This is a genomic window from Paenibacillus cineris (assembly GCF_018333335.1).
In the GTDB taxonomy this organism is placed as follows: domain Bacteria; phylum Bacillota; class Bacilli; order Paenibacillales; family Paenibacillaceae; genus Paenibacillus_AQ; species Paenibacillus_AQ favisporus.
The window spans coordinates 2,347,263-2,371,332 of record NZ_BORU01000001.1 but is presented as its reverse complement, the minus strand read 5'-3'; the positions used below and the strand labels follow the sequence as shown (position 1 = coordinate 2,371,332).

The 24,070-nt window shown below is 54.4% G+C and carries 23 protein-coding genes; 2 read left to right on the top strand and 21 right to left on the bottom strand.

The features are described 5' to 3' along the window. Positions 1-43: 43 nt before the first annotated feature. The 9 genes from KI379_RS11205 to KI379_RS11165 all read right to left on the bottom strand — a co-directional run bounded on the left by KI379_RS11205 (position 44) and on the right by KI379_RS11165 (position 12,083). The gene (locus KI379_RS11205; protein ID WP_244879257.1) at positions 44-1,348 is read right to left on the bottom strand and encodes a discoidin domain-containing protein; all 1,305 of its coding nucleotides are present in this window, start codon (positions 1,346-1,348) and stop codon (positions 44-46) included. Between the two features lie 177 nt (positions 1,349-1,525). Beyond that, the gene (locus tag KI379_RS11200) at positions 1,526-3,478 is read right to left on the bottom strand and encodes an elongation factor G (protein WP_212983595.1); all 1,953 of its coding nucleotides are present in this window, start codon (positions 3,476-3,478) and stop codon (positions 1,526-1,528) included. A 262-nt stretch (positions 3,479-3,740) separates the two neighbouring features. Next, entirely contained in the window at positions 3,741-4,298 is a 558-nt protein-coding gene (locus KI379_RS11195) for a GNAT family N-acetyltransferase (RefSeq protein ID WP_212983594.1), read from the bottom strand. A gap of 127 nt (positions 4,299-4,425) precedes the next feature. Next, entirely contained in the window at positions 4,426-4,710 is a 285-nt protein-coding gene (locus tag KI379_RS11190; protein WP_076166384.1) for a DUF4183 domain-containing protein, read from the bottom strand. Between the two features lie 163 nt (positions 4,711-4,873). Then, complete coding sequence (gene metE / locus KI379_RS11185) at positions 4,874-7,162, bottom strand: 5-methyltetrahydropteroyltriglutamate--homocysteine S-methyltransferase (RefSeq protein ID WP_212983593.1); 2,289 nt, start codon at positions 7,160-7,162, stop codon at positions 4,874-4,876. A 177-nt stretch (positions 7,163-7,339) separates the two neighbouring features. After that, on the bottom strand, positions 7,340-8,377 hold the full coding sequence (locus KI379_RS11180; RefSeq protein ID WP_244867260.1) for an iron-hydroxamate ABC transporter substrate-binding protein: 1,038 nt from the start codon (positions 8,375-8,377) through the stop codon (positions 7,340-7,342). Between the two features lie 101 nt (positions 8,378-8,478). Further along, positions 8,479-9,411, bottom strand: a complete 933-nt coding sequence (locus KI379_RS11175) for a DMT family transporter (protein WP_212983592.1) — start codon at positions 9,409-9,411, stop codon at positions 8,479-8,481. Further along, positions 9,408-10,268, bottom strand: coding sequence for an AraC family ligand binding domain-containing protein (locus tag KI379_RS11170; RefSeq protein WP_212983591.1), 861 nt, complete (start codon positions 10,266-10,268; stop codon positions 9,408-9,410). Before KI379_RS11170 ends, KI379_RS11175 begins: the two co-directional genes overlap by 4 nt. 207 nt (positions 10,269-10,475) lie before the next feature. Further along, positions 10,476-12,083 carry a gamma-glutamyltransferase family protein gene (locus KI379_RS11165; RefSeq protein ID WP_212983590.1) on the bottom strand — a complete coding sequence of 536 codons (1,608 nt, stop codon included), beginning with the start codon at positions 12,081-12,083 and terminating at the stop codon, positions 10,476-10,478. Between the two features lie 273 nt (positions 12,084-12,356). Between KI379_RS11165 and KI379_RS11160 the strand changes: the two genes are divergently transcribed. Continuing rightward, positions 12,357-12,500: a hypothetical protein gene (locus tag KI379_RS11160; protein WP_179231952.1), complete on the top strand. Its 144-nt coding sequence runs from the start codon at positions 12,357-12,359 to the stop codon at positions 12,498-12,500. Here the strand turns inward: KI379_RS11160 and KI379_RS11155 are convergent. After that, the gene (locus tag KI379_RS11155) at positions 12,481-13,446 is read right to left on the bottom strand and encodes a DMT family transporter (RefSeq protein ID WP_212983589.1); all 966 of its coding nucleotides are present in this window, start codon (positions 13,444-13,446) and stop codon (positions 12,481-12,483) included. The two genes, KI379_RS11160 and KI379_RS11155, sit on opposite strands and share 20 nt — an antisense overlap. A 123-nt stretch (positions 13,447-13,569) precedes the next feature. Here KI379_RS11155 and pdxR point away from each other — a divergent pair, with 123 nt between their 5' ends. After that, complete coding sequence (gene pdxR / locus KI379_RS11150) at positions 13,570-14,985, top strand: MocR-like pyridoxine biosynthesis transcription factor PdxR (RefSeq protein WP_212983588.1); 1,416 nt, start codon at positions 13,570-13,572, stop codon at positions 14,983-14,985. On the opposite strand, the gene KI379_RS11145 is transcribed toward pdxR, so the two are convergent. The 11 genes from KI379_RS11145 to KI379_RS11095 all read right to left on the bottom strand — a co-directional run bounded on the left by KI379_RS11145 (position 14,982) and on the right by KI379_RS11095 (position 23,879). Further along, positions 14,982-15,806 (bottom strand): isocitrate lyase/PEP mutase family protein, encoded by an 825-nt coding sequence (locus tag KI379_RS11145; protein WP_212983587.1) that lies wholly within the window; start codon positions 15,804-15,806, stop codon positions 14,982-14,984. The two genes, pdxR and KI379_RS11145, sit on opposite strands and share 4 nt — an antisense overlap. A 161-nt stretch (positions 15,807-15,967) precedes the next feature. Further along, positions 15,968-16,201 carry a hypothetical protein gene (locus KI379_RS11140; protein ID WP_076166411.1) on the bottom strand — a complete coding sequence of 78 codons (234 nt, stop codon included), beginning with the start codon at positions 16,199-16,201 and terminating at the stop codon, positions 15,968-15,970. Beyond that, a complete protein-coding gene (locus tag KI379_RS11135) occupies positions 16,191-16,631 on the bottom strand; it encodes a hypothetical protein (protein ID WP_212983586.1) in 441 nt (146 codons plus the stop codon). Before KI379_RS11135 ends, KI379_RS11140 begins: the two co-directional genes overlap by 11 nt. Further along, positions 16,624-17,667 (bottom strand): discoidin domain-containing protein, encoded by a 1,044-nt coding sequence (locus tag KI379_RS11130; protein ID WP_089547075.1) that lies wholly within the window; start codon positions 17,665-17,667, stop codon positions 16,624-16,626. The genes KI379_RS11135 and KI379_RS11130 overlap by 8 nt, the downstream gene beginning before the upstream one ends. 12 nt (positions 17,668-17,679) lie before the next feature. Beyond that, complete coding sequence (locus KI379_RS11125) at positions 17,680-18,270, bottom strand: putative phage tail protein (protein ID WP_244879256.1); 591 nt, start codon at positions 18,268-18,270, stop codon at positions 17,680-17,682. Beyond that, positions 18,260-19,321, bottom strand: a complete 1,062-nt coding sequence (locus KI379_RS11120; protein ID WP_076166422.1) for a baseplate J/gp47 family protein — start codon at positions 19,319-19,321, stop codon at positions 18,260-18,262. Before KI379_RS11120 ends, KI379_RS11125 begins: the two co-directional genes overlap by 11 nt. A 1-nt stretch (position 19,322) precedes the next feature. Beyond that, on the bottom strand, positions 19,323-19,736 hold the full coding sequence (locus KI379_RS11115) for a DUF2634 domain-containing protein (protein ID WP_212983585.1): 414 nt from the start codon (positions 19,734-19,736) through the stop codon (positions 19,323-19,325). After that, a complete protein-coding gene (locus KI379_RS11110) occupies positions 19,736-20,203 on the bottom strand; it encodes a DUF2577 family protein (protein WP_076166430.1) in 468 nt (155 codons plus the stop codon). The genes KI379_RS11115 and KI379_RS11110 overlap by 1 nt, the downstream gene beginning before the upstream one ends. Positions 20,204-20,206: 3 nt before the next feature. Continuing rightward, the gene (locus KI379_RS11105; protein WP_212983584.1) at positions 20,207-21,217 is read right to left on the bottom strand and encodes an XkdQ/YqbQ family protein; all 1,011 of its coding nucleotides are present in this window, start codon (positions 21,215-21,217) and stop codon (positions 20,207-20,209) included. Then, positions 21,214-21,873 carry a LysM peptidoglycan-binding domain-containing protein gene (locus KI379_RS11100; RefSeq protein ID WP_212983583.1) on the bottom strand — a complete coding sequence of 220 codons (660 nt, stop codon included), beginning with the start codon at positions 21,871-21,873 and terminating at the stop codon, positions 21,214-21,216. Before KI379_RS11100 ends, KI379_RS11105 begins: the two co-directional genes overlap by 4 nt. Further along, complete coding sequence (locus KI379_RS11095) at positions 21,873-23,879, bottom strand: phage tail tape measure protein (protein ID WP_212983582.1); 2,007 nt, start codon at positions 23,877-23,879, stop codon at positions 21,873-21,875. Before KI379_RS11095 ends, KI379_RS11100 begins: the two co-directional genes overlap by 1 nt. Between the last annotated feature and the right edge of the window lie 191 nt (positions 23,880-24,070).

Sequence of the window (24,070 nt, the reverse complement as noted above, 5' to 3'; positions counted from 1 at the left end):
ACGAGAGCTGACGGTGTTGAACGGTTCACGCGAGGTTAGCGGTTTACGGATACAGGCCAATTTCGGCGATCTGCAGCTCCGCGCCACCATTGTTCGCCGTCACGTTGAGCCGGTAATACGAATAAGCGGTCGTGTTGCTAAAGGTATACGTTTTCGTCAGGAAGCGGCTTGCAAAGGTTTGGCCTGTACGGGTATCCAGCGTCGTCCAGCTCGTGCCGTTATTCGATCCCTGAAGTGACCAATTCTTCGGATCCCTTGCTGGAAAATCATTAGCTGACGTTACCGAGTAGGAAGTGGCGATATGGGATGCCCCCCCGCCGAATTGATACTGAATCCATCCCGCATTCGTAAAAATCAGCCATTTCGTTGAGCTGCTCCCGTCAAACGCCTTCTCCTTCTCTTCGCCGGATGGACTACCCATTGCGCTCGCGGATACCGTGCCGCCCGTCGTCAACGATCCGTTAGCGGGTGCGCTCAGCGCACTGTTGATCGCCGCCGCGTAGTCCGCCGCCGACCCTCCGCCCGGATTGTTCAAAATGGCGTCATAATACCAGATAAAACCTCCCTGGATGCCCGCCGACGACTTCCACGCGCTCATCCGGCTGTTGACTTGAGCCGGGGTGTTGCCGCCGCTGGACGTTTTGCTGTCCAATCCCGGCATTACCGTCATCCCGAGCTGGCTGCTCCAGGCTGCCGGATCATTCCCCGCTCCTCCGTCGTATACCTGCAAATACACACGGTCCACGCTGGATCCCAGTTGGGATTTGACGCTCTGCCAATAGCTGACGTTGGTATAAGGACACAGCGTGATCTTCAAGCCCATCCCGGACAGCATCTTGCCAAAGGCGACCGCCGAATTAACGTCGTATATGTCCTCGTTGTCAAAGCTCACCGCATCAACCCCAAGCGCCGACTTGAGCGCAGCAAAGTTTTTGTACAAAATGCTTCCGGTTCCCGTCCCTTGAGTGGCGACGAGATTTTTGATGTTCTGGAAATCGCTCACACCCCATGAACCAACGCTGATCTCAAGGCGCTTCACCGAGGTGGGCGCCTGCTTGAGCGAAGCCAGCTCGGCAGGCCATGATGCTTTGCCGACATAGGTGCCGTTAGATACCACCGGTTGATCGTTATACACCAGATCCCCGTTGCTGTTGACATGGATAGTCCACAGCATGACCGTCGTGAAACCGGAAGCTTTCAGCGTGTTCATCGTGTCGGTTCCCCCTGCATAGAACGGACCGCCGCCGTAAATCACGGATTCGGGTACCGTCTCTGCCGATGCGCTCCAGGGCAGCAGTCCAAGGAGCAGAAGGCAGCTCATGAGCGCTTTGAATGCTTTTCCTTTCAAACCAGTTCACCTCTCTACACAAAATGGATGGTTTCGGCTAATATACCGCAGATGAAACGTGGTGCCATCTAACGATATGTGTCATATTCGGCGTTCAGAATCAGATCTTGCATGACGGCTTCCGGGCATGCCAACAATCCGACGTTCGCCCGGAACCTCGGATTGTGGATGTACCATTTATTTTATTTTGTTGATATGCAGCATGTATTCACCGCGCTGGAGCGGATTCAGCTGCCTCCGTTGATTGACGGGGATCGGCGAGGCAGCAGTGATGTATCCGCCCGGCTTAACCGACATCACGCCTTCTCCCCCTGTGAGCCCGTGCAGCTCGGTTTTTAAGATGTCGGCATTTCGCACCGGAATCGTTCCCGTGACATATACGCTGCCGTGATCGAACTTCGGTTCTTCAAACGTCCCGTCCAGCGCCGTGACCCGAAACAGCACTTTGCTGATGCTCGATTCGGGAAGGCTGATCTGCAGCTCGCTGACCGGTTCGTACACCTGGGTCCCCGCTCTTTCCAGCGCTTTCATCAGAACAAGCGGTGTCAGCAGGCGGAAATCCTTTGCCGTAGATACGGGACTGCTGTAACCGCTATGGGTCAGGGTAACCGTGATATCGGTAACGCCCCACCCGTACAGCCCTTCCTGGAGGACCTCCGTTACGGTTTCCCGGATCGCCTTTTGAAACGACAGCGGAAGCGATCCCAGTTCAACCTCCAGGCGGTATACCAATCCGGAATCTACAGGCCCCGGATCGACGCGGAAGCCGACCGTTGCCCAGAACGGGTTGTCCGGCTCGCCCATGCTTTCCGCCGCCTCCCCGGAAGATACCGGCTTTTCGATGCAGATCACTTGCGGTGCCGAGAAAGCAGCCTCAATCGCATACCTCTCTCTCAGCGTTTCGAGCAGCACTTCTTGCTGCACCTTGCCGAAGACATGGATGATATTTTCGTGGGTATGAGAGTCATATACATACTGCAGAAACGGGTCTTCCAGGGTCAGTTCACTCAGCGCCTGATGAAGCGGGTGTCCATCTTCCGGCCGGACGGCGGATACCTGCACTTGAATTGGAGGCTTCTGAAAACGAAATACCTTCATGCTCTCTGACACGCAGCCGATCACGTCCCCTACTTTCACCTGCTCGCTGCCAAAAATCGCAATATCCCCGGCATCGACCTGTTGAACCGGTTTCCTTTCGCCATCTTTCAGCCCGTACAGCTGCTTGATTTTAATCCGTTCCGACAGGCCATCCTGCGTCATGACCGTCACATCAGCCCGGGTCTGCAGCTGTCCGCCAAACAATCGGACAAAAACGAGCCGTTCCCCGCCCGCCTGGACAACCACTTTGAAGACCAATCCTGACAACGGCAGAGCGGACAGCGCCTGCGATGCTTGGACAGGAAAATAACGGGCCAGCCCGGAGAGCAGCTCCCGAACCCCCAAACCTCTCGCCGCCGATCCGGCAAACAGCGGAAACGCAAGTCCCTGCCGGCTTTGTCTGCCCAGCTCTTGCCTCAGCCGCTCTTCAGTTATAACCTCATTATTTGCGAAATCCTCCATCAGCGCTTCGCTGCCCAAAGCCAGCACTTCGATCCAGCCGGAACCTCCGGGATCCGCCGGAACCACTTGAACAGACTCGGTTCCCTCTTGCTGGGCAACTGACACCTCACATATGCGTTCATCCAGCAGCTTGCGGATTAATTCCCGCACCCGAATGAAATCCGCACCCAGCCGATCGATTTTATTAATAAAGAAAATAACCGGGATTCCGTGCTCCTTGAGTGTCTGCATCAGCACCCGTGTCTGTGCCTGAACTCCCTCAACCGCGGATACGACCAGAATCACGCCGTCCAGAACGCCAAGGGAATGTTCGACTTCGGAGATGAAGTCCGCATGCCCCGGTGTATCGATTACATTCACCTTCAGATCGCCCAGCATAAACGACACGGCTGCCGCTTTGATGGTGATCCCCCTTCTCCGTTCCATGTCCAAAGAGTCGGTGATCGTACTGCCTTGGTCGACCGATCCCGCTTCCTCGATTACCCCTGCCTGATACAGAATTTGCTCCGTCAAAGTCGTTTTGCCGGCGTCAACATGGGCCAAAACTCCAATATTTATCGTATCGTTCATATCGCTCTAACCTCACAGGTTTCATTAGATTGGATCCTTTCGGTTTCGTGTCGATATAGCGTTGCCGCATGCGTACCGCCTCCTGTATCATTTGTAAACTTATTGTATCCCTCTTCCGGACATCCGGAACGGGTATAAAATGCTTATAGCTAAAAAATATCCGGCCATGCATTTTAAATAGCGCCAAAAAAAGACCGCTCCCATCAGGCCGGTAACCGGCTTGATGGGGCGATCCCAACAAAATTGCAGCAATTCAGTGATATTATATTTTGAACGAGATGGATATATCCTCGACTTTTCGGGACCAGATCATATGATGCTGCCCCTCTCCCCAATGGTTGTCCAGCACATAGTCCGCCTCGCCAAATTTCCGGGTCCAGATCCGCTGGGCGTTCCGATACCCGCTGTCCAGGCAGAATTGCGAGATGCCTTTTGCCTGCAGCGTGAGCAGCATGGTGCTCCAGAGCGTGCTGCCGATACCTTGGCCATGGAGCTCGGGGTGAACCAGAACGGTCCCGACTTCGATCACATCCCTTAGCGCATGGCCGGTGGATTCATCAATCAGGGAGCTGGAAGGCCCATACTCGATCGTTCCGGCGATCTTGCCTTCCAACCATGCGATGAGAAAATAACGCTGGCGGCCTTGCGATTCCAAATCCTGTCTGAGGTAATCATGCTTAGAGGCGATTTCATGTTCGATATCATCGTGCAGGTCGGCTATGCCTTCCTTCTCAAACGTATCCGTGATAACCAGCCTAAAAAACGTATGTATTGCCTCGACATCCGCTGCCTTTGGTCTTCTGATCTCCAATTTCCCCATATGCCAACCCCCAAACCGGCTTCAGTATTCTATTAATATATCATGAAAGGGGATAACGGATGGATGAAAAAAACCGCCCGGAAGAATCCGGACGATTCATTGCACTGCGCTTGCATCGTGATAACCGTTAGGAGACGACGAACTGAACGACGAGAGGAGTTCCTCCGTCCAGTGCATCACCTCCTGGAATGGTGATGGCGGTCGTCGTGACCGAGGACGTGTCCGCCGTCTGGAGCATTCCGTTGATAAAAAGATTGTAATATTTATACGCTCCAGGAAAAGCCGTGGCCGCCGTGCCTGCATCATTCGTAAATGCCGTAGCGGCCACAGTGAACGCAGCCCCTGTTCCGGTCCCCGAACCGATCGTGGACGTATACCGCAGGCTGTTCTGGTATGGTGTTACAATAGGCATCCTTGCTCACCTCCCTTCTCTATCAATAGATGCGATAGGATCAGAGAAGTGAGGGCAAGTCTATAAAAATGGATGAAAACAGCGGTAGATTCATAGCCGGCTTTACCGCGCCTATTGGCTTCGCAGCAACAAAGGCGATTAACGCATTTTGGGTTATATCAATTTACACTTGCAAAGCGTATTTTTCACGGGCAAGGCGCGTAGCTTCAACCATGTTCCGGAGCGAGGCTACGGTCTCTCCGATTCCCCGGGTTTTGAGTCCGCAGTCCGGGTTGATCCAGAAGAGCTTCGGATCCAGCACCCGCAGAGCCCGGTCGATCATCCGGGTCATCTCCTCTACGTCCGGAACGCGGGGACTATGAATGTCATAAACGCCGAGGCCGATACCCAGCGGGTAGGTATTCTCTTCGAAGCTCTGAATAAGCTCCCCGTGGCTCCGCGAGGTTTCAATGGAGATGACGTCCGCGTCCATGTCAATGATGGAATCGATCATGTCATGGAATTCGCAATAGCACATATGGGTATGGATTTGCGTCGAATTCTGCACCGTGCACGTGGTCAGCCGGAACGCCTTCACCGCCCATTCGAGATAGCCTTTCTGGTCCTGTTCCTTCAGAGGGAGCCCTTCACGAACGGCCGGCTCATCCACCTGGATCATGCCAATCCCCGCACTCTCCAGCGCCTCGACCTCTTGCCGTAATGCATAAGCCAATTGGTAGGCGATTTGCTCGCGGCTGATGTCATCGCGGACGAATGACCAGTTCATTATGGTGATCGGCCCGGTGAGCATGCCCTTGACCGGCAGCTTCGTCTTGGATTGGGCATACGCGGTCTCCTTGACCGTCATCGGCTTCTCCCAAGCGACGTCGCCGAAAATAATCGGCGGTTTGACGCAGCGGGAGCCGTAGGATTGAACCCAGCCGTTCTGCGTAAAGGCAAATCCCGCCAGCTTTTCCCCGAAAAATTCGACCATGTCCGTCCGTTCAAATTCGCCGTGAACGAGCACATCAAGTCCGATTTCCTCCTGCAGCTGTATCCAGAGATCGATTTGTTCCCGGATAAAATTCGTGTACTGCTCGGCGTTCCATTCGCCTTTGCGCCACAGCTGGCGTGCCTTGCGCACTTCCGCCGACTGCGGGAAGCTGCCGATAGTCGTCGTTGGCAGAATAGGCAGCTGCCACCGTTCCTGCTGCACGTCGAGGCGCTTCGCAAAAGCAGCTTCACGCTGCGCAGGCTCCGCGCTGACAGCGGCCACCGCCTGCTGGATATCGGTGCGGTTGCGTTCGCCGGAACGCTTGAGCGCGGTTACCGCCGCTTCACTCTTTTCCAGCTCAGCAGAAATCACCGATGCTCCGGATTGAACGGCCTTGCTCAGCAGCACGATTTCTTCCAGCTTCTCATCGGCAAAAGCCAGCGCACCCAGAAGTTCGGGCTGAAGCTTCGTTTCTGCCTGAACCGTGACGGGTACGTGCAGCAGGCTGCAGGAGGACTGAATCACCAGCCGTTCAGACGGCACGGTCGCCGTGATCTCGTTCAGCAGATCGAGCTTTTCGCGCAGGGATGCTTTCCAAATGCCGCGTCCATCGATGACACCCGCTCCAAGCACTTTATCCTGCGGAAACCCGAAGTCACGGATGGATTGCCGGTTCCCTGCCCCTCCGTGGACCAGATCCAGCCCGATACCGTCGACCGGCAGCTGTGTAACCTCTTGATAACGTTCGACTGCTTCAAAATAGGTCTGCAGCATGACTTTGACGCCTGGCGCCGCAGCTTTGAGCGTTTGGTAAATCTTCTGCAGCCGGCTGACGTCTGTATCGCTTAGCTTCGTTACGAGAATCGGCTCATCCACCTGCACCCAGTTGACGCCTTCCTGTTCCAGCTCCTTCAGAACCTGCACGTACAGCGGCAGCAGACGATCAAGCCAGGCGTCCGTTTCCGATGCGGCATACCCTTTGGACAGCTTCAGAAAAGTGAGCGGTCCGAGGATGACCGGTTTTCCTTCGATGCCAAGCTTGTCCTTGGCCTCACGGTAAGCCGCAAGTGGTTTGTTCTCGGTAAGGACAGGCGTGATGCGGCCCAGTTCCGGCACGATGTAGTGGTAGTTCGTATTGAACCATTTGGTCATTTCGCAGGCGGTGGCGTCTTTGCTTCCTCTCGCCATCGCGAAGTAGACGGATACGGGAACGGGCCCGCCGTTGTATTCAAAACGTTCCGGAATCATCCCGAACATGGCTGCTGTGTCCAACACATGATCATAATAGCTGAAATCGTTGACCGGGATCAGATCGATTCCTTTGTCCCGCTGATTGCTCAGATGATTCAAACGAATGTCCTGCAGCTGCGCGTGCAGCTCCGCTTCTTCGATTTTACCGGACCAAAACGCCTCCAGCGCCTTCTTCCATTCCCGGTTTGCGCCGATGCGCGGATATCCCAAACTGCTGCTGTATGCCATCTTCGTTACCCCTTTGCAAATTGTTACCAAAAAGATAACACGTGACGTCTGCTGCCGTATAACTGGAAATAACTATATCTAGTTATAGCCGCAAACTATAACGACCGCTCTTGTTCTAACCAAAATAAGCTCCACAGGCGGCTTGTTTACCCGCAACTGCAGAGCTTTATCCATACTTTATTTAACGGACAGCAGACTGTCCGATATGAACGTCAGCTGAGCTTCCAATGATACTGGATCGTTGTATGTGTCCGCCTTCGGATTCAGCTGAAATACATGACCTGCTTTAACCGCAGGCAAGCTTTTCCATACCGGGTTGTCATAGACGATATTCGGGTCGCTTGTGTCTCCTGACCACGGACATGTGAAAATGATATCTCCGGCAAATTCCGGGAGCTTCTCCATAGAGATGGTAGCCCAGCCGGTCCCGCTGTCAATCGCTTCCTTCTGTGCTTCCGGCGGCGCCTTCAAGCCGAATTCGTCATATATGATTTCTCCGCCGCGGCCGAAATTATGTCCAAACACGTACAGCCCTTTGGCATAAGGGTTCAGGATGGACACCGTTTTGCTGCCTACCGCTTCCTGAATCTTGGGCTTCAGTTCATTGATCTTGTTTTCCCACTGCTCGACCCAAGCCTTCGCTTCTGCTTCTTTACCGGTTAGTTTTCCGAAGTCGATCATCTGATCCTTGTAATTCTTTTTACCGTATTCGATGGCGACAACCGGTGCAATCTGCTCCAGCTGATCGATTCCGTCCGTCCCGGTATAGGTGATGATCAGATCCGGTTTCAGCGACAGAATTTTTTCGGGCGATGGCTCGCTGCCGACGCTTTCGACGCCGTCCAGCATGCCCTCGAAATACGGATTCTCCATAGCGCCTTCCAACACGCCGACCGGCTTGACGCCTAGCGCCAGAAAGTACCCTGTATAGAAATTCGTCAAATCGACGATCCGCTGCGGATGCTCGGGTACCTGAACATCGCCGTTGCCCGCTTGGAACGTAACCGTTTTACCCGTTCCGGAAGACTCATTCCCCCCGGCTTGGGATGAAGGCGTGTCAGACGATGATCCTGCTGAAGCAGTTCCAGCGGCCTCACCTCCGCTTCCCGACGTCCCCGACCCTGCATTGGATCCGTTCCCGCCGCAGGCCGCCAGCAGCAGGGCTATTCCTAACACACAGACCATCAGCGTGTATGGTCTTATAAATTTAAACAACTGAATCCACCCCTATGTATTTGATATTGAGAATCATTATCAATATAACATGACACTTCGGAGGTGGCAATCCATTTTTTAAGTCATCTGTATTATCTGTTTCACAGTGGCTTCCCAGATGTTTCTTTGTCCATCCCCGCTCTCGTTTGTATCCCCCTTCGTTCAGAAAGAACCAGTCCGGCGACGGTTAACAATGCGCCCCAGACCGCGGCTGCTGTGATCTCCTCGTTGAGAATCAAGGCCGCCGCTGCCACGGTGATGACCGGCACGAGATAGATATATACACTGGTCTGTACGGGCCCAAGAACACCAACGCTCCAGTTCCAGGTGACAAAGCATACCGCGGATGCACCCAGCCCAAGAAACAGCAGATTGGCAATATTGGTGCCATCGGACAAACGCTCGAGGTTACCGGGCAGACCCTCAGTAAGCAAGACCGGAAGCATAAACAGAAGACCATAGAAAAAGATCCGCCGCGTACAACCAATGGTATGATACCCCAGCCGGCTTATTTTGCGCGTGAGGATCGAATAGATTCCCCAAAACACGCATGCAAGTGCTGCCAGGGAATCCCCGATCGGATTCAGCTTCAGCACAGCGCTTCCTTGCAGCGTGAGCAGCACCACTCCACTCATGGCCACCGCGAAGCCCACGAAAAACAGCCCATCCAGCCTCCCTTCTTTTAAGATAAGCCTGGACGTTACCGCGGTGACAAAAGGGGCGACCGAAACGATGATGCCAACGTTGGAAGCAAGCGTATAGGTTAGCGCCACATTTTCCAGCAAGAAATACAAGGTTACCCCGCAAAGGCCCGCCCCCGCAAACAGCAGCTCTTCCCGGATCCGCCGGAATGGAATCATTCGGGGATGAACGGCAAGCAGTGCCACATATCCGATTGCGAAACGCAGCAGCAAAATGGCGAAGGGTTCAAAATCGTCCAGAAGCACTTTGGTCGATATGAACGTCGTCCCCCAAATCAGAATCGTCAACAAGGCGGTCATATGGCCAGCGTTCCGGCTTTCGGACAGCTTCATACGCCTTTTGCCCCCTTAGTTGGCAGGACAGGCTCCATCTGCCGTTCATTCCCGAAAATTCGCATATACTGGCGCGGCGTTAGCCCGATAAATCGCTTGAAAAAGTTGCTGAAATGGCTTTGATCACTGAACCCGGTCAGCAGTGCCGTATCCGCCGGAGGCGTTCCCTGTTCCAGCAGTTTCTTGGCGTGTCCGATCCGCACCGTCTCCAGGTAGCTGTATGGCGATATGCCCCGTTCCCGGGTAAACGAGCGTAAAAAGTGGTACTTGCTGAGCCCTGCCAAAGCGCTTAAGTTATCCAGTGAAATGGCCCCTGCGAAGTTCGTCTCCATGTAATCACACACATCCTGAAAGCCCGCTCCCCCCTCATAAGCCTCGCAGGCCGAGACATCCGTATATTCATGAATCAGCTGTCCCATCAGCAAAAAGAACTGTTCTTCCTTGATAAAATCAGACTCTCCCTCACAGATCATGGCATGAATTTCCCTCAGCGAAGGGGCAAGCTCGCTCTGGTACAGGACGGTTTGCGCAAACGCCGGCAAATAGCTTCGGCCCGTAATTTCCTGCGCGATTTCCATCATCCGCTGAGACTGGACATTTATGCAGCGGTAATCCAGGGCACGGCCGTCCACTTGCTCGCAGGCATGAACATCACGCGGATTAAAAATGATGATATCGCCAGGATTGATGATATATTCCCGCTGCTGGCATTCCAAGTAGCGCTGCCCACCTTCTATAAATCCAATTACGTAATAGTCGTGAAAATGAGGGGGAAATTTCTGTTTGACACCCACAAATCGGTATGCCTCGACCTGCAGGCCGGCGTCATAATAAACGGTTCGAATTTCGTCCGGCATGCCGTCACCTCCTTCTTGGTTTCTCTGTAAGGGTAACCGATGGCTCACCCGTAAGGATTGCATGATATTGCTCTAGGTACGGCCAAGCCGTGAACGCCATGGCGTAACGATCGGTCAAAGGGAAAAAGCCCGCCAACATCCAGATTGGCGAGCTTCGTATCCCTTTCTATATGGTCCGAGGTCGGCCGAACTAAATGCTGAAATGTATTACCAGACGGCAACGCCCCCATCAGTACGGGGGTCGGTTCCTCCGCACAGCACTCCGGTATTCGGATCTCTCCAGATGACCTGCCCTCGCCCAAACGAGCCGAAGTCGTGTGCAACCTGAACGTCATGTCCCATACGCTGGAGACGTCTGACCATATGCATCGGAAAGTGAGGCTCGACCGTCACCGTCTTGCCCTTTACCCATTGCCATCTAGGGGCATCGAGAGCTGCCTGCGGATGAAGGCCGTAATCAATCAGGTTCATCGCCACCTGAACATGTCCCTGTGGCTGCATATACCCGCCCATTACGCCAAAAGGCCCCACCGGCTGTTCTCCTTTGGTGATAAAACCCGGGATGATCGTGTGGTACGTCCGTTTTCCCGGCACCAGGCGGTTGGCATGATCCTCCTCCAGCGAAAATTCCAGCCCGCGGTTTTGCAGGGCGATCCCTGTACCGGGAACGACGATCCCTGATCCGAAGCCGGTATAGTTGCTCTGAATAAAAGAAACCATGTTGCCTTCTCCATCTGCGGCCGCCAAGTACACCGTTCCGCTTGCGCGCGGCTCGCCTGCCGCCGGAACCATCGCCTCGGCGCCGATCAGCCCTCTTCTCAGCTCCCCGTACTCTTCCGTCAATAATACATGCGGATCGACGGACATATGCGCAGCATCCGTTATGTAACGGGCACCGTCTGCAAACGCCAGCTTCATCGCTTCGATCTGACGGTGATATGATTCGGCCGATTCCTGGGATGCCTCCGGAAATCCCTTTAAAATATTGAGCGCAATCAAGGCGATCAAGCCTTGCCCGTTCGGTGGGATCTCCCAAATGTCGTAGCCGCGGTACGGTACCGACATCGGCTTCACCCACTCCGGCTTGAAGGCAGCCAGATCTTCTTCGCTCAAAAAGCCGCCGGATTGGGATATAAATCCGGCGATCCGCTCGGCCAGCTCCCCGTGGTAGAACGCTTCCGCTTCCGTCGAGCCGATCAGGCGGAGCGTCCGCGCATGGTCGGGCCAGCGCCATATCTCGCCGGCCGCCGGCGGCCTGCCCCACGGCGCAAACACGCTCAGCCACGGCGAAAATTCCTCGCCTTCGAGCGTGCTGTAGCGCCGGAAGGCGGCGTGCCAGTTGGCTGCGGCCGTTGGCGATACCGGGTAGCCATCCTCCGCGTAGCGGATGGCCGGCTCCAGCGACTCGGCCAGCGGCAGCCGGCCGAACTTGCGCGATAGCTCCGCCCAGGCGGCCGGCGTGCCCGGCACGGTCACCGGAATCGCGCCGTAGCGCGGCATCTCGTGATGCCCCAGCGCTTTCACCGCCTCGATCGAGATCGAGGCCGGCGCCGGGCCGCTGCTGTTCAGCCCGTGCAGCTGGCCTTTCATCCAAACGAGGGCAAAGGCGTCACCGCCGATTCCGTTCGAGCACGGCTCCACTACCGTCAGCGCCGCAGCCGTAGCGATCGCCGCATCGACGGCGTTGCCCCCGCGCTTCAGAATGTCCAAGCCTGCCGCTGAGGCAAGCGCCTGCGAAGTGGCCACCATGCCTTTATTCGCGTAAACCGGCAGCCGGTAAGAAGGATACGGATGATATAGAGGATCAAAGGACATGAATGCTTCAGCCTCCTGATTTCTTCGGTTTTGCCGGTAAACATATCATCCGGGTTTTAAACTGTCAATCATCTTTTCATAAGCCACGTGCAGGATTCTGGCAGCGGGGCTGCTGTTCTTACTCCCTATTTTCAGTCATATACTGAACTAGAAGAATGAACCAGAACCTTGCGGATCTACGGGCCGCAGCGGCTCCGACTCTTATCAGAAGCGATTCTGATCAGGGTCTTTTTTGATCCCTGCCCTATTAAAATTTTGAAGGAGTGATCGAGAATGAATATGCTGACCAGATTTCTCCTCTATTTCGGCAAAGGCCTGCTGATCGCGGTCATCGCCGTTCCATTCCTTGTGTTCGTCATTATCGGCAGTTATGAAGACACGACGGCGATTGATGAATTTATGTCCCGCTTTTTTTAGGTAAACCTGCAGGCATCTGGGTCTGCCTTACAAGCTTGGATTCCCAATCCATGCCGATCAGAACCATGCCGGCAATGACAAGCAGGCCCCCTGCCCACTGCGGCCATCCGGCCTGTTCGTGCAGCAGCCACACGGAGAGTGTCAGGGAAGTGAACGGCATCATGCCCGAAAAGGCGGCCGCGGTCGAAGCTCTGCAGTGCCGGATGCTGGCATACCAGCAAATAAACGCCAGGGCGGTCACCACAGGACCATACCATACAAGAGCCAGCCACCCTTGCCATCCCATTCCGGAGAGAGCCGCTAAAGGCTGCTCCGCCAAACAAGGGACCAGGCCGATCAGCCATGCCATCGCGGAGACGAGCGTCGTCTGCACGACAGGATGTATAGCTTCGTGTTTCCCGCTGCTTTGGACTGCCGCTGCGCGGGACAGAACGTTGAACAGCGACTCGCAGCCGGCGGCACCCAGGACCAGAATGTTTCCAACCATATGTTCATTGCTGAAACGGCTTTCCGGCATAAACACGCCCTGGATCAGCAATATGCCGCAGACCGTGCCGGCGACGCCTAGTAAATGGGCGGCTCTCATCTTTTCGCGCAGGAACAGCACGGCCAACAATACCGTCATCGCGGGAGTCGCGCCGGTTAATATACCGGCCTCCACCGAGCTTGTACGGGTGAGACCGTAAAGCAAAAACATACGGAACAGCAGGACGCCGAACATCGCCTGGCAGAACAGCAGCAGCCACTGCCTGGCAGACAGGGCCCGGATCGTTCTCAGCAGCTGCCCCATACAGAACGGCAGCAGGCAGACCAGCGAGAACAAAAGGCCCATGGAAGTAATCGTAAACGTTCCAAGCTTACCGTTTACAAACGAAGCCGCCACGACAGAGGTGCCGGCAAGCCCAAATGCGCATAGCAGATACACATATCCTTTGATTCGTTCCATTTTCAGCATCATCCCCGGTTCAGTAGTTTCGTTTCCAAAAGGCTGTTACAATCATAGTGGAACAAACTGGTACGGAAAAGGACCAGTTCATCCCGAAATGATACCAACCAGTTGGAGGATGCCATGTGGGGAATCGAGTTGGACCGGAGCTTGGACATTTCATTGAAACGTCAGATTTATCAGAGGCTGAGGGATCAAATGATAAACGGGATTCTGAAGGAGGGCTCGCCCCTCCCTTCGACCCGTGAATTGGCCCAGTCGCTGGCCGTGTCACGGAATACCGTGAATGAAGCATATGACATGCTGATCGCCGAAGGGTACGCGGAAAGCCGACAGGGGGCGCCTACCCGGGTTGTTGGAGGGTTAATTCTGGATCAAGCGAAGCAGAGCGCATTCCAGCAGCATCAAGAAGCGATCCCTGTTCCTTCCTTTCGGGCGGACTTCAAAACAGGCCAGCCGGATCTTCGCGAGTTTCCGCGTTACGCTTGGCAGAGGGTATTCCAGAAGGCCTTGGGCGAAATGCCGGTGGAGCTTCTGGGATATGGCGGCCCTCAAGGCCTGGTACAGCTGCGCGAAGAGATTGCCGCCTGGCTTTTGCGCAGCAAAGGACTGACTGTTGACGCCGGTGATATTTATATTACCGCTGGCGCCACGCAGGCGCTTCACTTGGTTGCCGACCTGCTCCATACGGACCATCCGGAAATATTGGCCGAGGATCCCTGTAATATTGAGATGATCCAGACTTTTATTCAAAAAGGTTACAAGGTGACGCCGGTTCCCGTCGATGCCCATGGGATTGAGACCAATGCCTTATCCCTGGATCACCGCGGGCCGATATACGTTACACCGTCCCATCAATTTCCTCTTGGGGGTATTTTGCCTGCAGCCAGGCGAGCCGAGCTGATCCGCTTTGCGCGCCGCTGCGGCAGCTATGTCATTGAGGACGACTATGACAGCGAATACAGATATTACGGGGAACCGGCAGCACCAATGTATGCGATGGCCCGGGACCGGGTCATTTATATCGGCACGTTCAGTAAAGTTCTGTTTCCTGCGCTCCGGATCGGGTATGTTCTAGTTCCCCGCGAGCTGCAAAGCCGCTGGAGAAGGCTGCGCACCTATACGGACGTGCAAAATCCGCCATTTGAACAGGCGGCGCTGGCCGAGTTTTTGCGTACCCGCAAATTCGACCGGCATATCGCAAGGATGAAGAAGCTGTACAGAGAACGGCGCCAGGTTCTCCTCGATGCGCTGGCGGACTGTTTTGGGGAGCAATGGCGTCCTTGGGGCGATGCGGCAGGGCTGCATTTGGCCGTTGAGTTTGCCGGCATGGCCTTCGATGATTCGTTTCGGGATCATGCACGCCGGAGCGGGATACGCACGGTCCCCGTGGAGCATCACTGCATACGGAAAGGAAGGCACACCGACAAGCTGCTGCTTGGCTACGGTCATCTGGAACCCGGTGAAATCCGCTACAGCGTGCAATATCTTCAGCAGTTTGCAGCCGAGTATTTTAAGGAACATGCCCGTCATCGTTAGAGCTGCAATAAATCATCATACGTGAGGACATCCGATGTCATTCGCTCAAACGAGCCGTGCTCCAGCATTTCGCCGCCGATCCTGTGGAGCATCGATATCACAGCACGGAAAGGGCCGGAGCCGGTGCTGATCCGTTCAATCCCCAGCGACTGCAGCTCCTGAAGGGACGGTATGCCGGCGCCGGCCAGCAGGTTGACCGGACCTCCGATTTCTTTCCGGAGGATGCGGATCGCAGCAATATCTGTAACGCCGGGCACAAAGACGCCGTCTGCCCCTGCTTCTCTGTAAGCCTTAGTTCGTTTAAGCGTGTCCTCCAGCATGTCCTCCGGCGTTCCCTTTCGAATCCAATAAGGATCCGTCCTGGCATTCATAAACACCGGGATGCCCAACCGGTTTATGGACTGCCGGATGGCGGCTATTTTCTGCTGCTGCTCGGAGATGTCATACAGACCGTCTCGGGGATTCATCTTGCTGTCTTCCAGGTTGATCCCAACTGCGCCTGATTCGATCACTTGCCTAACCGAATTCGCGACTTCTTCCGGCGTCGATCCATACCCGTCTTCCATATCTACGGTAACCGGGATGTTCACAGCCTGAACGATCTCCCGGACCGCGTCTAACATCGAGTCAAACGGCATGCTCCGGTCCGTGTAACCATGGGCGGCGGCAATGCCTGCGCTGGTCGTGCCTACGGCCTTGAATCCGCACTGCTCGAAGACCTTGGCGCTTGCCGGATCCCAAGCGTTGGGCAAAACGAAGGTCTGCTTATGAAACTGTCTGAAATCCAGTGCTTTGCGGATGTGCTGCTCAATATCCACCATTCACCCATCCTTTCTTCTTTCACTTTTTGATCAACCTGACTCCATGATAAACCGGAAACCCTTCGGTCATCATCGAAATATGGATTGCATTCACCGGAAGGCCTTCACTACATAACAAAGACCTCTATCCGCCGCTCTGTGCGGAGAGATAGAGGTCAGAATCAGTTCAACGGCTTTCCCCTCATATACTGCTCCAACCGTTGTTCCAGTATGGACTGTTTCTCCAAAATATCCGTTAACAATTCGTATAGCATGTCGTTGGTGACTTCCACTTTCTTCAGACTGCGCTGGCTTCTCCCTTCATGGCGGGCTTGTATCTCTTCCGACTTGACCCGAAGCGGGTCCTTCGGAATGTGAAAATGGGTTTTTGAAGACACTGCCTTCTTAGCCGGCATCGGCAACCACCACCTTCAGCTCCGCATTTCGGTCCAATCCGTGTGTCTTTAAAACGAACGCGCCGGGCTCATCACTGGTAACCGTGATATGAGCCACGCCTTTTTCTGTTTTCACGGACTGCAGCACCCCGTTCAGCTCCACCTGGATCACTTCATTGTATTGGTCCTGCACGTTCCCCTCCCAATCGGTTATGATGATCTGGGCAGACAGGGTATCTTCACCTGTTGCCGCAATGGAGGATTTATCCGCTTCGATCCGCGCAAAGGCTCCTTGGAACTTGCCTTCGACGAAGCGGGTAAACAGGAGCCGCCGATCTTGATATTGCTCGAAAGTAATCGGGATCATAAGCGGAGAATCCACAACGCCAGCCAGTTCGCTAACCGCAAACACCTTGTCATCCCCATCCAATTCCGCGTAGTAATTAGGCAAATTCGATCACCTCCCAGGAAATTTCCGCATATGCCTCGTAAAATCCGTCCATGAAATTAAATTTGACCTTGTTATTTCCCACAAGGGTTGCACATACCGAGCCGTCCATCATCGGCGAGGTTTGAGACCAATGCGACAAGCCGGTTGTGGTGATATTAACAAAGCTTTTTTGTGGATTAACTGCCGTAATGGTCACTTCTTTAACCAATGAGCCGTTTCCATTCGGATAGAAAAAAGAAATATTCGTCGTTCCGCGCTGTACGCTTTTAATTCCCACGCCCTTCCACCCCGATCCGTCATGAAATTTCAAAACACCATTCTCGACTTTAAAATCGGGACTGCTCTCCGGACAAGCCCTGCTGAGCACACCGAAACCGGCGATGATCGTATTGCCCGAGCTGTCTGGAGCGGTCACCGTTAACCGGATGTAAGAACCGGCTGACGCTTGATCAAAGGGATGATACCTTGGGAATTCGTCCGTTACGCTGCGCGAATAGGTGTAAACCTTTCTCCAATTGGTGTTGTCGCTGCTGGTTTCGATATAGAAGCTGACGGGATCCGCGTTCCAACCCTTTTCAAAAGAAACGCCTTCGATATCCGAATATTCGTCGCCCAGCATCACTGTCATGGATTGAGGAAACTTGTTATAGGCTGAATACAAAGCCCAAAAATGTTCGCCGGATTGGAAATACGGCACCGTCGGCAGCCCGCTGAGCTGTCCGGCAGTTACGGTAACCGGCTTGTATTTGGCAGCATTCCTGCTGATCCGGCCGGATTTCAGATGCCTGCGGCACAATGTGTAGCGTGCCACTTTGTCTCCAGTGACAGCTGTGGATGCGATCTTATCACCTGTGACAGCGCCGCCGGCGATGCCTTCGGCGCCGATGAGCGGCGCATCCCCTGCTTTTCCCGTATGCCGGTGCCCGCCTGTTCCGTGAAACAGCGCATCGGTCGCTTCAATATTTTCATTTTGCGCGATCCTCCTGACCGTATCAGAAGGCTCGTAAGTCTGCAGTCCGCTTGGCAGTTTTGCCATGTCTACTCCCCCTTACATTTCAAGCTCTGTTCCTGGATGATCCGGCTTCCAGACCTCCAGTTCGTCCCATGTCATTCCAAGCGCTTCTAGCTCCTCCCAGGTTAAATCTGCGGCATCCAGTTCCTCCCACCTCAAGTAGGTAAACTGGAAGTTCAGGTGCAGATGCGCCGGGACGATCTCCCGCAGCGCCTTCTGGACGTCATTCAAATTCGGCGGCACGCCGCGCTTGCCGATAAAGGTGACGACAACTTCATAACCTCCGAAGTTTTCCTGGATGTCGACTTCTCCGTTTTCAAACGAGTCGACGACGCTGCGAATGACAGCCAGAGTGACTGTTCCGGCACCGCGCAGCTTCGTCTTGATGACGGATCGCCGTTGATCGTCGGGTTTGCCCGGCGTATGCGGAATGCCGCAAATGTTCTCCCATGTATCCAGCCCCCATGTGGCCGTATCAATAAAAAATTGTTTAAGGACGTCTTGAATGCCTTCATGCAGGCGGTTCACTTCATCCGCTTCACGGCCGGTCAGATTACCAACGATCCGGGAATCCGAATAATACTTGGGGAGATACTCCAGCATATCCGACGAAATGTTACGCAACAACGAAATTCACCGTCCCTGCCACAGCAACCTGCTCTTCGGCGAGTTCCAGATTCCCGGAAGTACCATTGATTGTTAGCTGGCTGAAATCCAATATTTCTTCAACGTCCAGCAGCAGACCAAACACCCGGTTATAGGGAACCAGCGTTTGGTGAAAAGCAAGACCCGCCAAAAATGCCGCCAACTGCCGCTGAAATTTGGTTTTAACGTCTTCAAGCACCGCACCCGGCATCAGCTTGATCGCCGCCGACACATCAATCTTCACCTCCACCGCAGGAGTCACCGTGACCTGAGCCCCAACCGGACGCCGTTCTTCCACGGCCGCACGCACACGCTCAATAATGGTGGGGACTGGGGCACGTTTGTCGTCGGACAAAACGGACAGTTTGACCGTCCCGCCCCCGTTCCATACCGGGAATACTTTGACGTCGCCTACGCCTGGAACTTCGAGAGCCCATTCCCGATAATGCCACGCATTGCCGCTCGTCGCCGGTCTTCTGACGCGGTCGAAATACCGTCCAAGAAGCGATTCGTCCGACTCCGTGTCAGCCCCATTGACAAAAGGCTGTGGATTGGTCACCGTCAGGACGCCGGATAAGTTGCCTCGTACTAGCGTAATTCGGCCTGCAGCCACGTTCCCACTCCTGCCTCCCACAGCCGCGGCGGCTTTCACGACAGCGCTCCCCTGCTTGATGGTCGCCTCATCGACTGTGACGAACACAACAGGATCCTCGTCTTCCGTTGAAACGGCGGTTCCCCGTGGAATCACAGTATGGTCGTCACCCTTAAAGCGAAGCTCGCCTTCCGCCTTCACGCTCGGACGGCGAGCCAGGCCAAATTCGGCGGCCCGGAGATCCAGAAACTCGGAGGGCTGCTGCGGGCCGGCAAAGCCAAACTTCAGCACATTGTCGAGTTCAATATAGGCATGCGCCAGCTCGATGGCCGCTGGCGACAGCAGGTCATACGTTACCGAACCTTGGCGCTTGTCGAGATCGGCAGGCGAAGCATCCAGCATCCGCTGCAAGATGGCCCCTTTCGTCTGCTGTTCATACATATCAGATCGTCACCTCTTGTTCTAAGATCCCTTCACTGGTCCGAACGGTAAATGTCACAAACAACCGGTCACCGTCACGCACGATGGCAAACTGCTCCACCGATGTGACGCGGTCATCCGCCAAAATCGCCTCGGTAATTACTCTCGTAATTTCGCTCTTCAGCAGCTGATGGGAAATATCCTGGCCCAGCAAACTTTCAAGCTCGCAGCCGTACTGACTGTCGTAAATAAGATATCGGTACCTGGCCGTGAGAATGGCCTTCCGGATCCATTGTCGAAGCGCCTCCTGCCCGTCGATGATCCGCCCTCCGACATCTCCTGTATCAAAATCAAGGCTATAAGTCCGCGACGGTGCGGAGAGATGCTTCACTTCAACAAATCGCTCCTCGCGGTTGCGCAATGGTGATAGTGCCATCAGTACATCACCGCCCGGTCCAAAATAATATAAATTTGTCCTTGCTGTATCCCTGCCACGACCACGCGGTCGCCTTCCTCCAGTTCGTCGATAAATTCCAGCTCGGCTTCCTCGGTGGAGAAATCGGCGGACGACACATTTATTCCGGTAAACGATATCTTGCCTTGGCCCACAAACACGGCGCCAGGATCGAAGTTGAAAGGAGGCACCTCCGGATTCATGTTCGTTGCGGACACTTTCGTCTTGCTTTCACTCTTCAGATTCACTTTTCGCTTATATTTGGTTAGAGACTGGGCCACGATGAGATCATCTTTTTCCAGCTCGACATTCATGTGATCGACTTTGATTTTGAGCTCGGGAGGCGCAGCCGTCACGGTCGCAAGTTCAATGGACATATCGGAATTGTATCCGATCGCACGAATCAGCTGCACAAGCTGGCTGGCTCCCGATCCTTCGATTCGTTCCATCGTTTAGCCTCCCTTCGCTTCCTTGTATTCCATCCTGGGGATGTCGTCCGTCGCCGACAGCGTGAGCGACATCGTATGGTTGCCCCGTTCGAACCGATGATCGTCCGCAGATACGTAATAGCCTCCCAGGATGCCGGTGACGCTTTCCTTTACATATACGCAGGAACCCGAAATGACCTCAGGGATACCCAGACAATCGATCCGTGCCTGATCCTCAATGGTGCCCAAATCGGCAAGGAGCTGCTTCGCCCGCTGCTCCATTTGGGATTTGGTCATGCTTTGTTCGGGCTTTTCCAAGTGCTGCATGACACCGAACCTCCGTATTAATTCCCCATCCTTGGCTGCAGCCGATATTTCTTTTTTGGCTGCATCCCCTCCAGCCACTTTAATTTGGGTCTTTGTGTCTTCGATGGATTGGGAATAACTCGCGTCCAGCACATTTACCCCGTTTTCCAGCACCCATTTGACCGGCTGCTCTTTACGGGCAAGCAGCTGGAGTTTGCCCTCCCGTGAAGTCAGATGATACCACTCCCCGTTTTGCTTCTGGGACTCGGTCAGCGACATGACCATCATCTCAAACAACGTTTTGTCGCGGAACACGAGCTTAGGGATTACATAACCGGTATCCTGGATTTCACCGGTAGAAATTGAAAATTCGCCGCACAGTTTCTTGATCACAGAGGAAGCGGTCATGTTCCGAAATATTTTGGTATCCTTGCTTTTGGTCAGGTAAATGTTCTCATCATACGCTGTCAGCGTCATCTGTCCTTTAGAGTTAAGCTGATCCGCAAACAGCACACCCCGGAACAATTCCAGCTTCTCATCCCAGATCAGGCGAAGCTCGCCGCCCTTCTTATAGGTCATGAATATCTCCCGCTGATCACCGGTGTTGGACAGCTCCACAACCAGCTTGCGGGCAGCCTGCTTAATATCGCCGGACCAGCTGACCGATTTGACGATCGGGTCCAAATGAACGTTCTGTTGATCATCTTGGTACTCCACGCTCCAGCTCATGATGGAATCACCAGCTTCTGGCCTGGGACAATCCGGTTTGGATTTTTTCCAATGACCGTTTCATTTGCCGCATAAACCTCTCTCCACCGATCCCCGTTTCCCAGCGTTCTTTGGGATATTTTCCACAGGGTATCGCCGGGAACCACAACATACGCTGCGGGTCTGACTCTGGCATCTGGACGCTGTTCTCCAGAAATGATCGTTGCTTTACCCGAACCGGTGGTTTCAACCTGACGGAACCGGACTTCGGCATACTCTTTTAACTCCAGCTCGTAAAAAACGTCCCCTGGATTACCTGCCCGTTCCGTGTACTGGAAGGAACGGATGGTAACCAGCCCTTTGATTTTCGTCCCCGTTATATCCAGCCGTACAGGGCGCCTGCTTTTGATCCATTTCTCGATCATCTCCACCGTTTCCCAAGGATTCCGAATATCTTCGTACTCGCAGAACCCGGGGTGGTAATCGCGCGGAAAAAAGGACGAAAGCGAATATTCTTTAAGTAGCGCCTCACCGATGACCGTGTATTCCCCCAGCTGCGTGACCTGGACATCCTCATAACCATGCGAGGTTTTGACCGATATTTGCTCAGGATTTACAGGCAGCTGCAGCCATTCCGTCTCATCCATCGTTTTCAGCCAAAATTCCAATGAGGCCATTACGCCATCAAACCTCCTGCCGCTTTGATTTCCCTGGCAAGTGCCCGCGCAATCGCATCGATGTCCGACTCTTGGCGAACATGAAAAGTGTTGCCTGTGATAGATATCGACCCGCTTCCGGCAGATCCGCCGGTAAATTCACGGTTGTCGCTGGCCGTCATAATTCGTTCCCCTTTATGAAGCCTGGCGATCATTCCGTCATATGGCACATAATCCATACCATGATAATGTCCCGGAACAGGTCCGCCGTTTGCGGTGATCTGCCCCGCGCTTTTCCGGTTTACATCGATGGAGACTTTTTTCTCCTCATCTCCAAAACCAAAAAACGACCCGATGGCATTGGCTACTTTTGTGACGGACTCCATGATCGCATCCATATGGTATTTGAACAGGTACGCTAGCCCCGCGACGGCAGCGCCGACGAGCAGGACCGCAGCGATGATCGGCAGGAACGGCGCGACTAGTGCCCACCCGGCCACTGCCGAAGCCCACAATGCAGGGGCGAACACGCCAAGAAGCAGAGCTGCCATCGAACCGATGGTGGCCAGCACGATATCCGAATCTCTGGCAAGCACTTCGATGACGGAAGCCATCGCTTCACCAAATGGAAGAAGTGCCTCCCCGAGCGGAGCCAGGGCAATCGTAATCCGGTTCTGAAGCTGATCCCATTGATCACCGAACGTCTTCACCTGACCGGATTGCTGTTGGATGGCTCCATTGGCCGAATTCATCGCGGCTATGACACCCGCAAACTCTACTTGCCCGCCCCTTAGGGCCGTGACCAGATTGGAACTCACCTTTTCGCCGAAATATTTGGTGGCGATGCTTGCTGCATCCGCCGCTGTCGCGGCATCCTTGATGTCGCTCGCGATCTTCGCAATCCCCCCGTTGGGGAGATCCTTCTTCAAAGCATCCTGTATGGGCGTAAGGCCTTGGGCCTGCCACTGGGCGAGAAGAGCCATCGACTGTTCAAATCCGAGGCCCATTGACTGGAGCGGTGCACCGATCTGGGTCATGTTTTTCATTAAGTCGCCCATTCCCACGCCGCTTGCTCGGCTGGCCGCGTAGAACTGGTCCATCATTCCGGTTCCCTCGTTCGCTTTTTTGCCCCAAATGTCCATCACTTTGGCTGCCGATTCCGCCGCTTCCCCGCTGCCCGCACCGGCTAACCTGGAGGCGTCAAGCACCGCTTTGGACATAGCCTCCAACTGAGAGCCCGACATTTTTGCCTTTCCGCTGAGGGTTCCCATCACTTTTGCGACCTCGTTCAGGTTCTGCGGCACCTGACCGCCGACTTTCTTCAGCGATTCCGTCAGCCCCTGGATTTGACCGGGCCCCGCACCTGAGGAAGCGCGCAGCGTGCCCATGGCGGTACTGAACACCTTGGCTGCTTCGAAAGATTTGTCTTTTAGCGCACCGAGCATGCTGCTGGCTGTACCCGTGACCGTAGAGAGCATCTTCATCTGCTTCTCCGAATCCTGGATCGGGCTTGATCCGACGATCTTCTGCAGCCGCTTGATCCCTTTCTTCTTCGGAATCGGCGTGCCGTACAAATAATTCGCCCTTTCCGCGGCGGCATCTTCATCCGCTTCCTTCTGATCGGCTGCTGCTTTCATCGCTTTTACCTTACTCCAGACCGCAGCAAACGGTTTGGCTGCCGTCCTGGCACCAACCGAGATTCCCTTGGACACACCCTGGCCAATTTTCGAGAATGCCCCGGAAATTCCGCTGTAGATCGTCGAGGCCGCTCCGGAAACCCCTTTCGTCACCGTCGTGACCGCGTCGCCGGCCGCCATTTTGACCGCAAACAGCTGCCTCGTGACCTGAGCGCTCAAATCGCCTGCCTTCCACATTTCCTCGCTCATTTGGGCGATTCCGTTAAACTGCTCCAGGCTGATCGTCGTTGTCTGCAGCTGTTTCATCATTTTGTTATATTGCTTGAGGCTGTTCATGCTTTTACCCGATATCTGAACGCCGCCTCCGCTGTTGTTCGAAGACGAAGCCAATCGTCCCCACCTCCACGCCTGCCTTAATTCCCCGTAAAGGGTCCTACGGTGTTTTCCTGCGGGCAGCCCTCGCTTCTTCCCGCCGTATCTTCTCCTCTTCCTCCAGCTGCAGCATCATCGAAGCATACATAAACCGCTTCGTCCCTTCATCCTTGTTGAATACCTCGTCAGGCGGAAGATGATGCCGCTGA

Coding starts and splice junctions, on each gene's coding strand:
- KI379_RS11200 (WP_212983595.1), bottom strand. CDS start 3,478: ATGAACGATACGATAAATATTGGAGTTTTGGCCCATGTTGACGCCGGC.
- KI379_RS11195 (WP_212983594.1), bottom strand. CDS start 4,298: ATGGGGAAATTGGAGATCAGAAGACCAAAGGCAGCGGATGTCGAGGCA.
- KI379_RS11190 (WP_076166384.1), bottom strand. CDS start 4,710: ATGCCTATTGTAACACCATACCAGAACAGCCTGCGGTATACGTCCACG.
- metE (WP_212983593.1), bottom strand. CDS start 7,162: ATGGCATACAGCAGCAGTTTGGGATATCCGCGCATCGGCGCAAACCGG.
- KI379_RS11175 (WP_212983592.1), bottom strand. CDS start 9,411: ATGAAGCTGTCCGAAAGCCGGAACGCTGGCCATATGACCGCCTTGTTG.
- KI379_RS11170 (WP_212983591.1), bottom strand. CDS start 10,268: ATGCCGGACGAAATTCGAACCGTTTATTATGACGCCGGCCTGCAGGTC.
- KI379_RS11165 (WP_212983590.1), bottom strand. CDS start 12,083: ATGTCCTTTGATCCTCTATATCATCCGTATCCTTCTTACCGGCTGCCG.
- KI379_RS11160 (WP_179231952.1), top strand. CDS start 12,357: ATGAATATGCTGACCAGATTTCTCCTCTATTTCGGCAAAGGCCTGCTG.
- KI379_RS11155 (WP_212983589.1), bottom strand. CDS start 13,446: ATGGAACGAATCAAAGGATATGTGTATCTGCTATGCGCATTTGGGCTT.
- pdxR (WP_212983588.1), top strand. CDS start 13,570: ATGTGGGGAATCGAGTTGGACCGGAGCTTGGACATTTCATTGAAACGT.
- KI379_RS11145 (WP_212983587.1), bottom strand. CDS start 15,806: ATGGTGGATATTGAGCAGCACATCCGCAAAGCACTGGATTTCAGACAG.
- KI379_RS11140 (WP_076166411.1), bottom strand. CDS start 16,201: ATGCCGGCTAAGAAGGCAGTGTCTTCAAAAACCCATTTTCACATTCCG.
- KI379_RS11130 (WP_089547075.1), bottom strand. CDS start 17,667: ATGGCAAAACTGCCAAGCGGACTGCAGACTTACGAGCCTTCTGATACG.
- KI379_RS11120 (WP_076166422.1), bottom strand. CDS start 19,321: ATGTATGAACAGCAGACGAAAGGGGCCATCTTGCAGCGGATGCTGGAT.
- KI379_RS11115 (WP_212983585.1), bottom strand. CDS start 19,736: ATGGCACTATCACCATTGCGCAACCGCGAGGAGCGATTTGTTGAAGTG.
- KI379_RS11110 (WP_076166430.1), bottom strand. CDS start 20,203: ATGGAACGAATCGAAGGATCGGGAGCCAGCCAGCTTGTGCAGCTGATT.
- KI379_RS11105 (WP_212983584.1), bottom strand. CDS start 21,217: ATGAGCTGGAGCGTGGAGTACCAAGATGATCAACAGAACGTTCATTTG.
- KI379_RS11100 (WP_212983583.1), bottom strand. CDS start 21,873: ATGGCCTCATTGGAATTTTGGCTGAAAACGATGGATGAGACGGAATGG.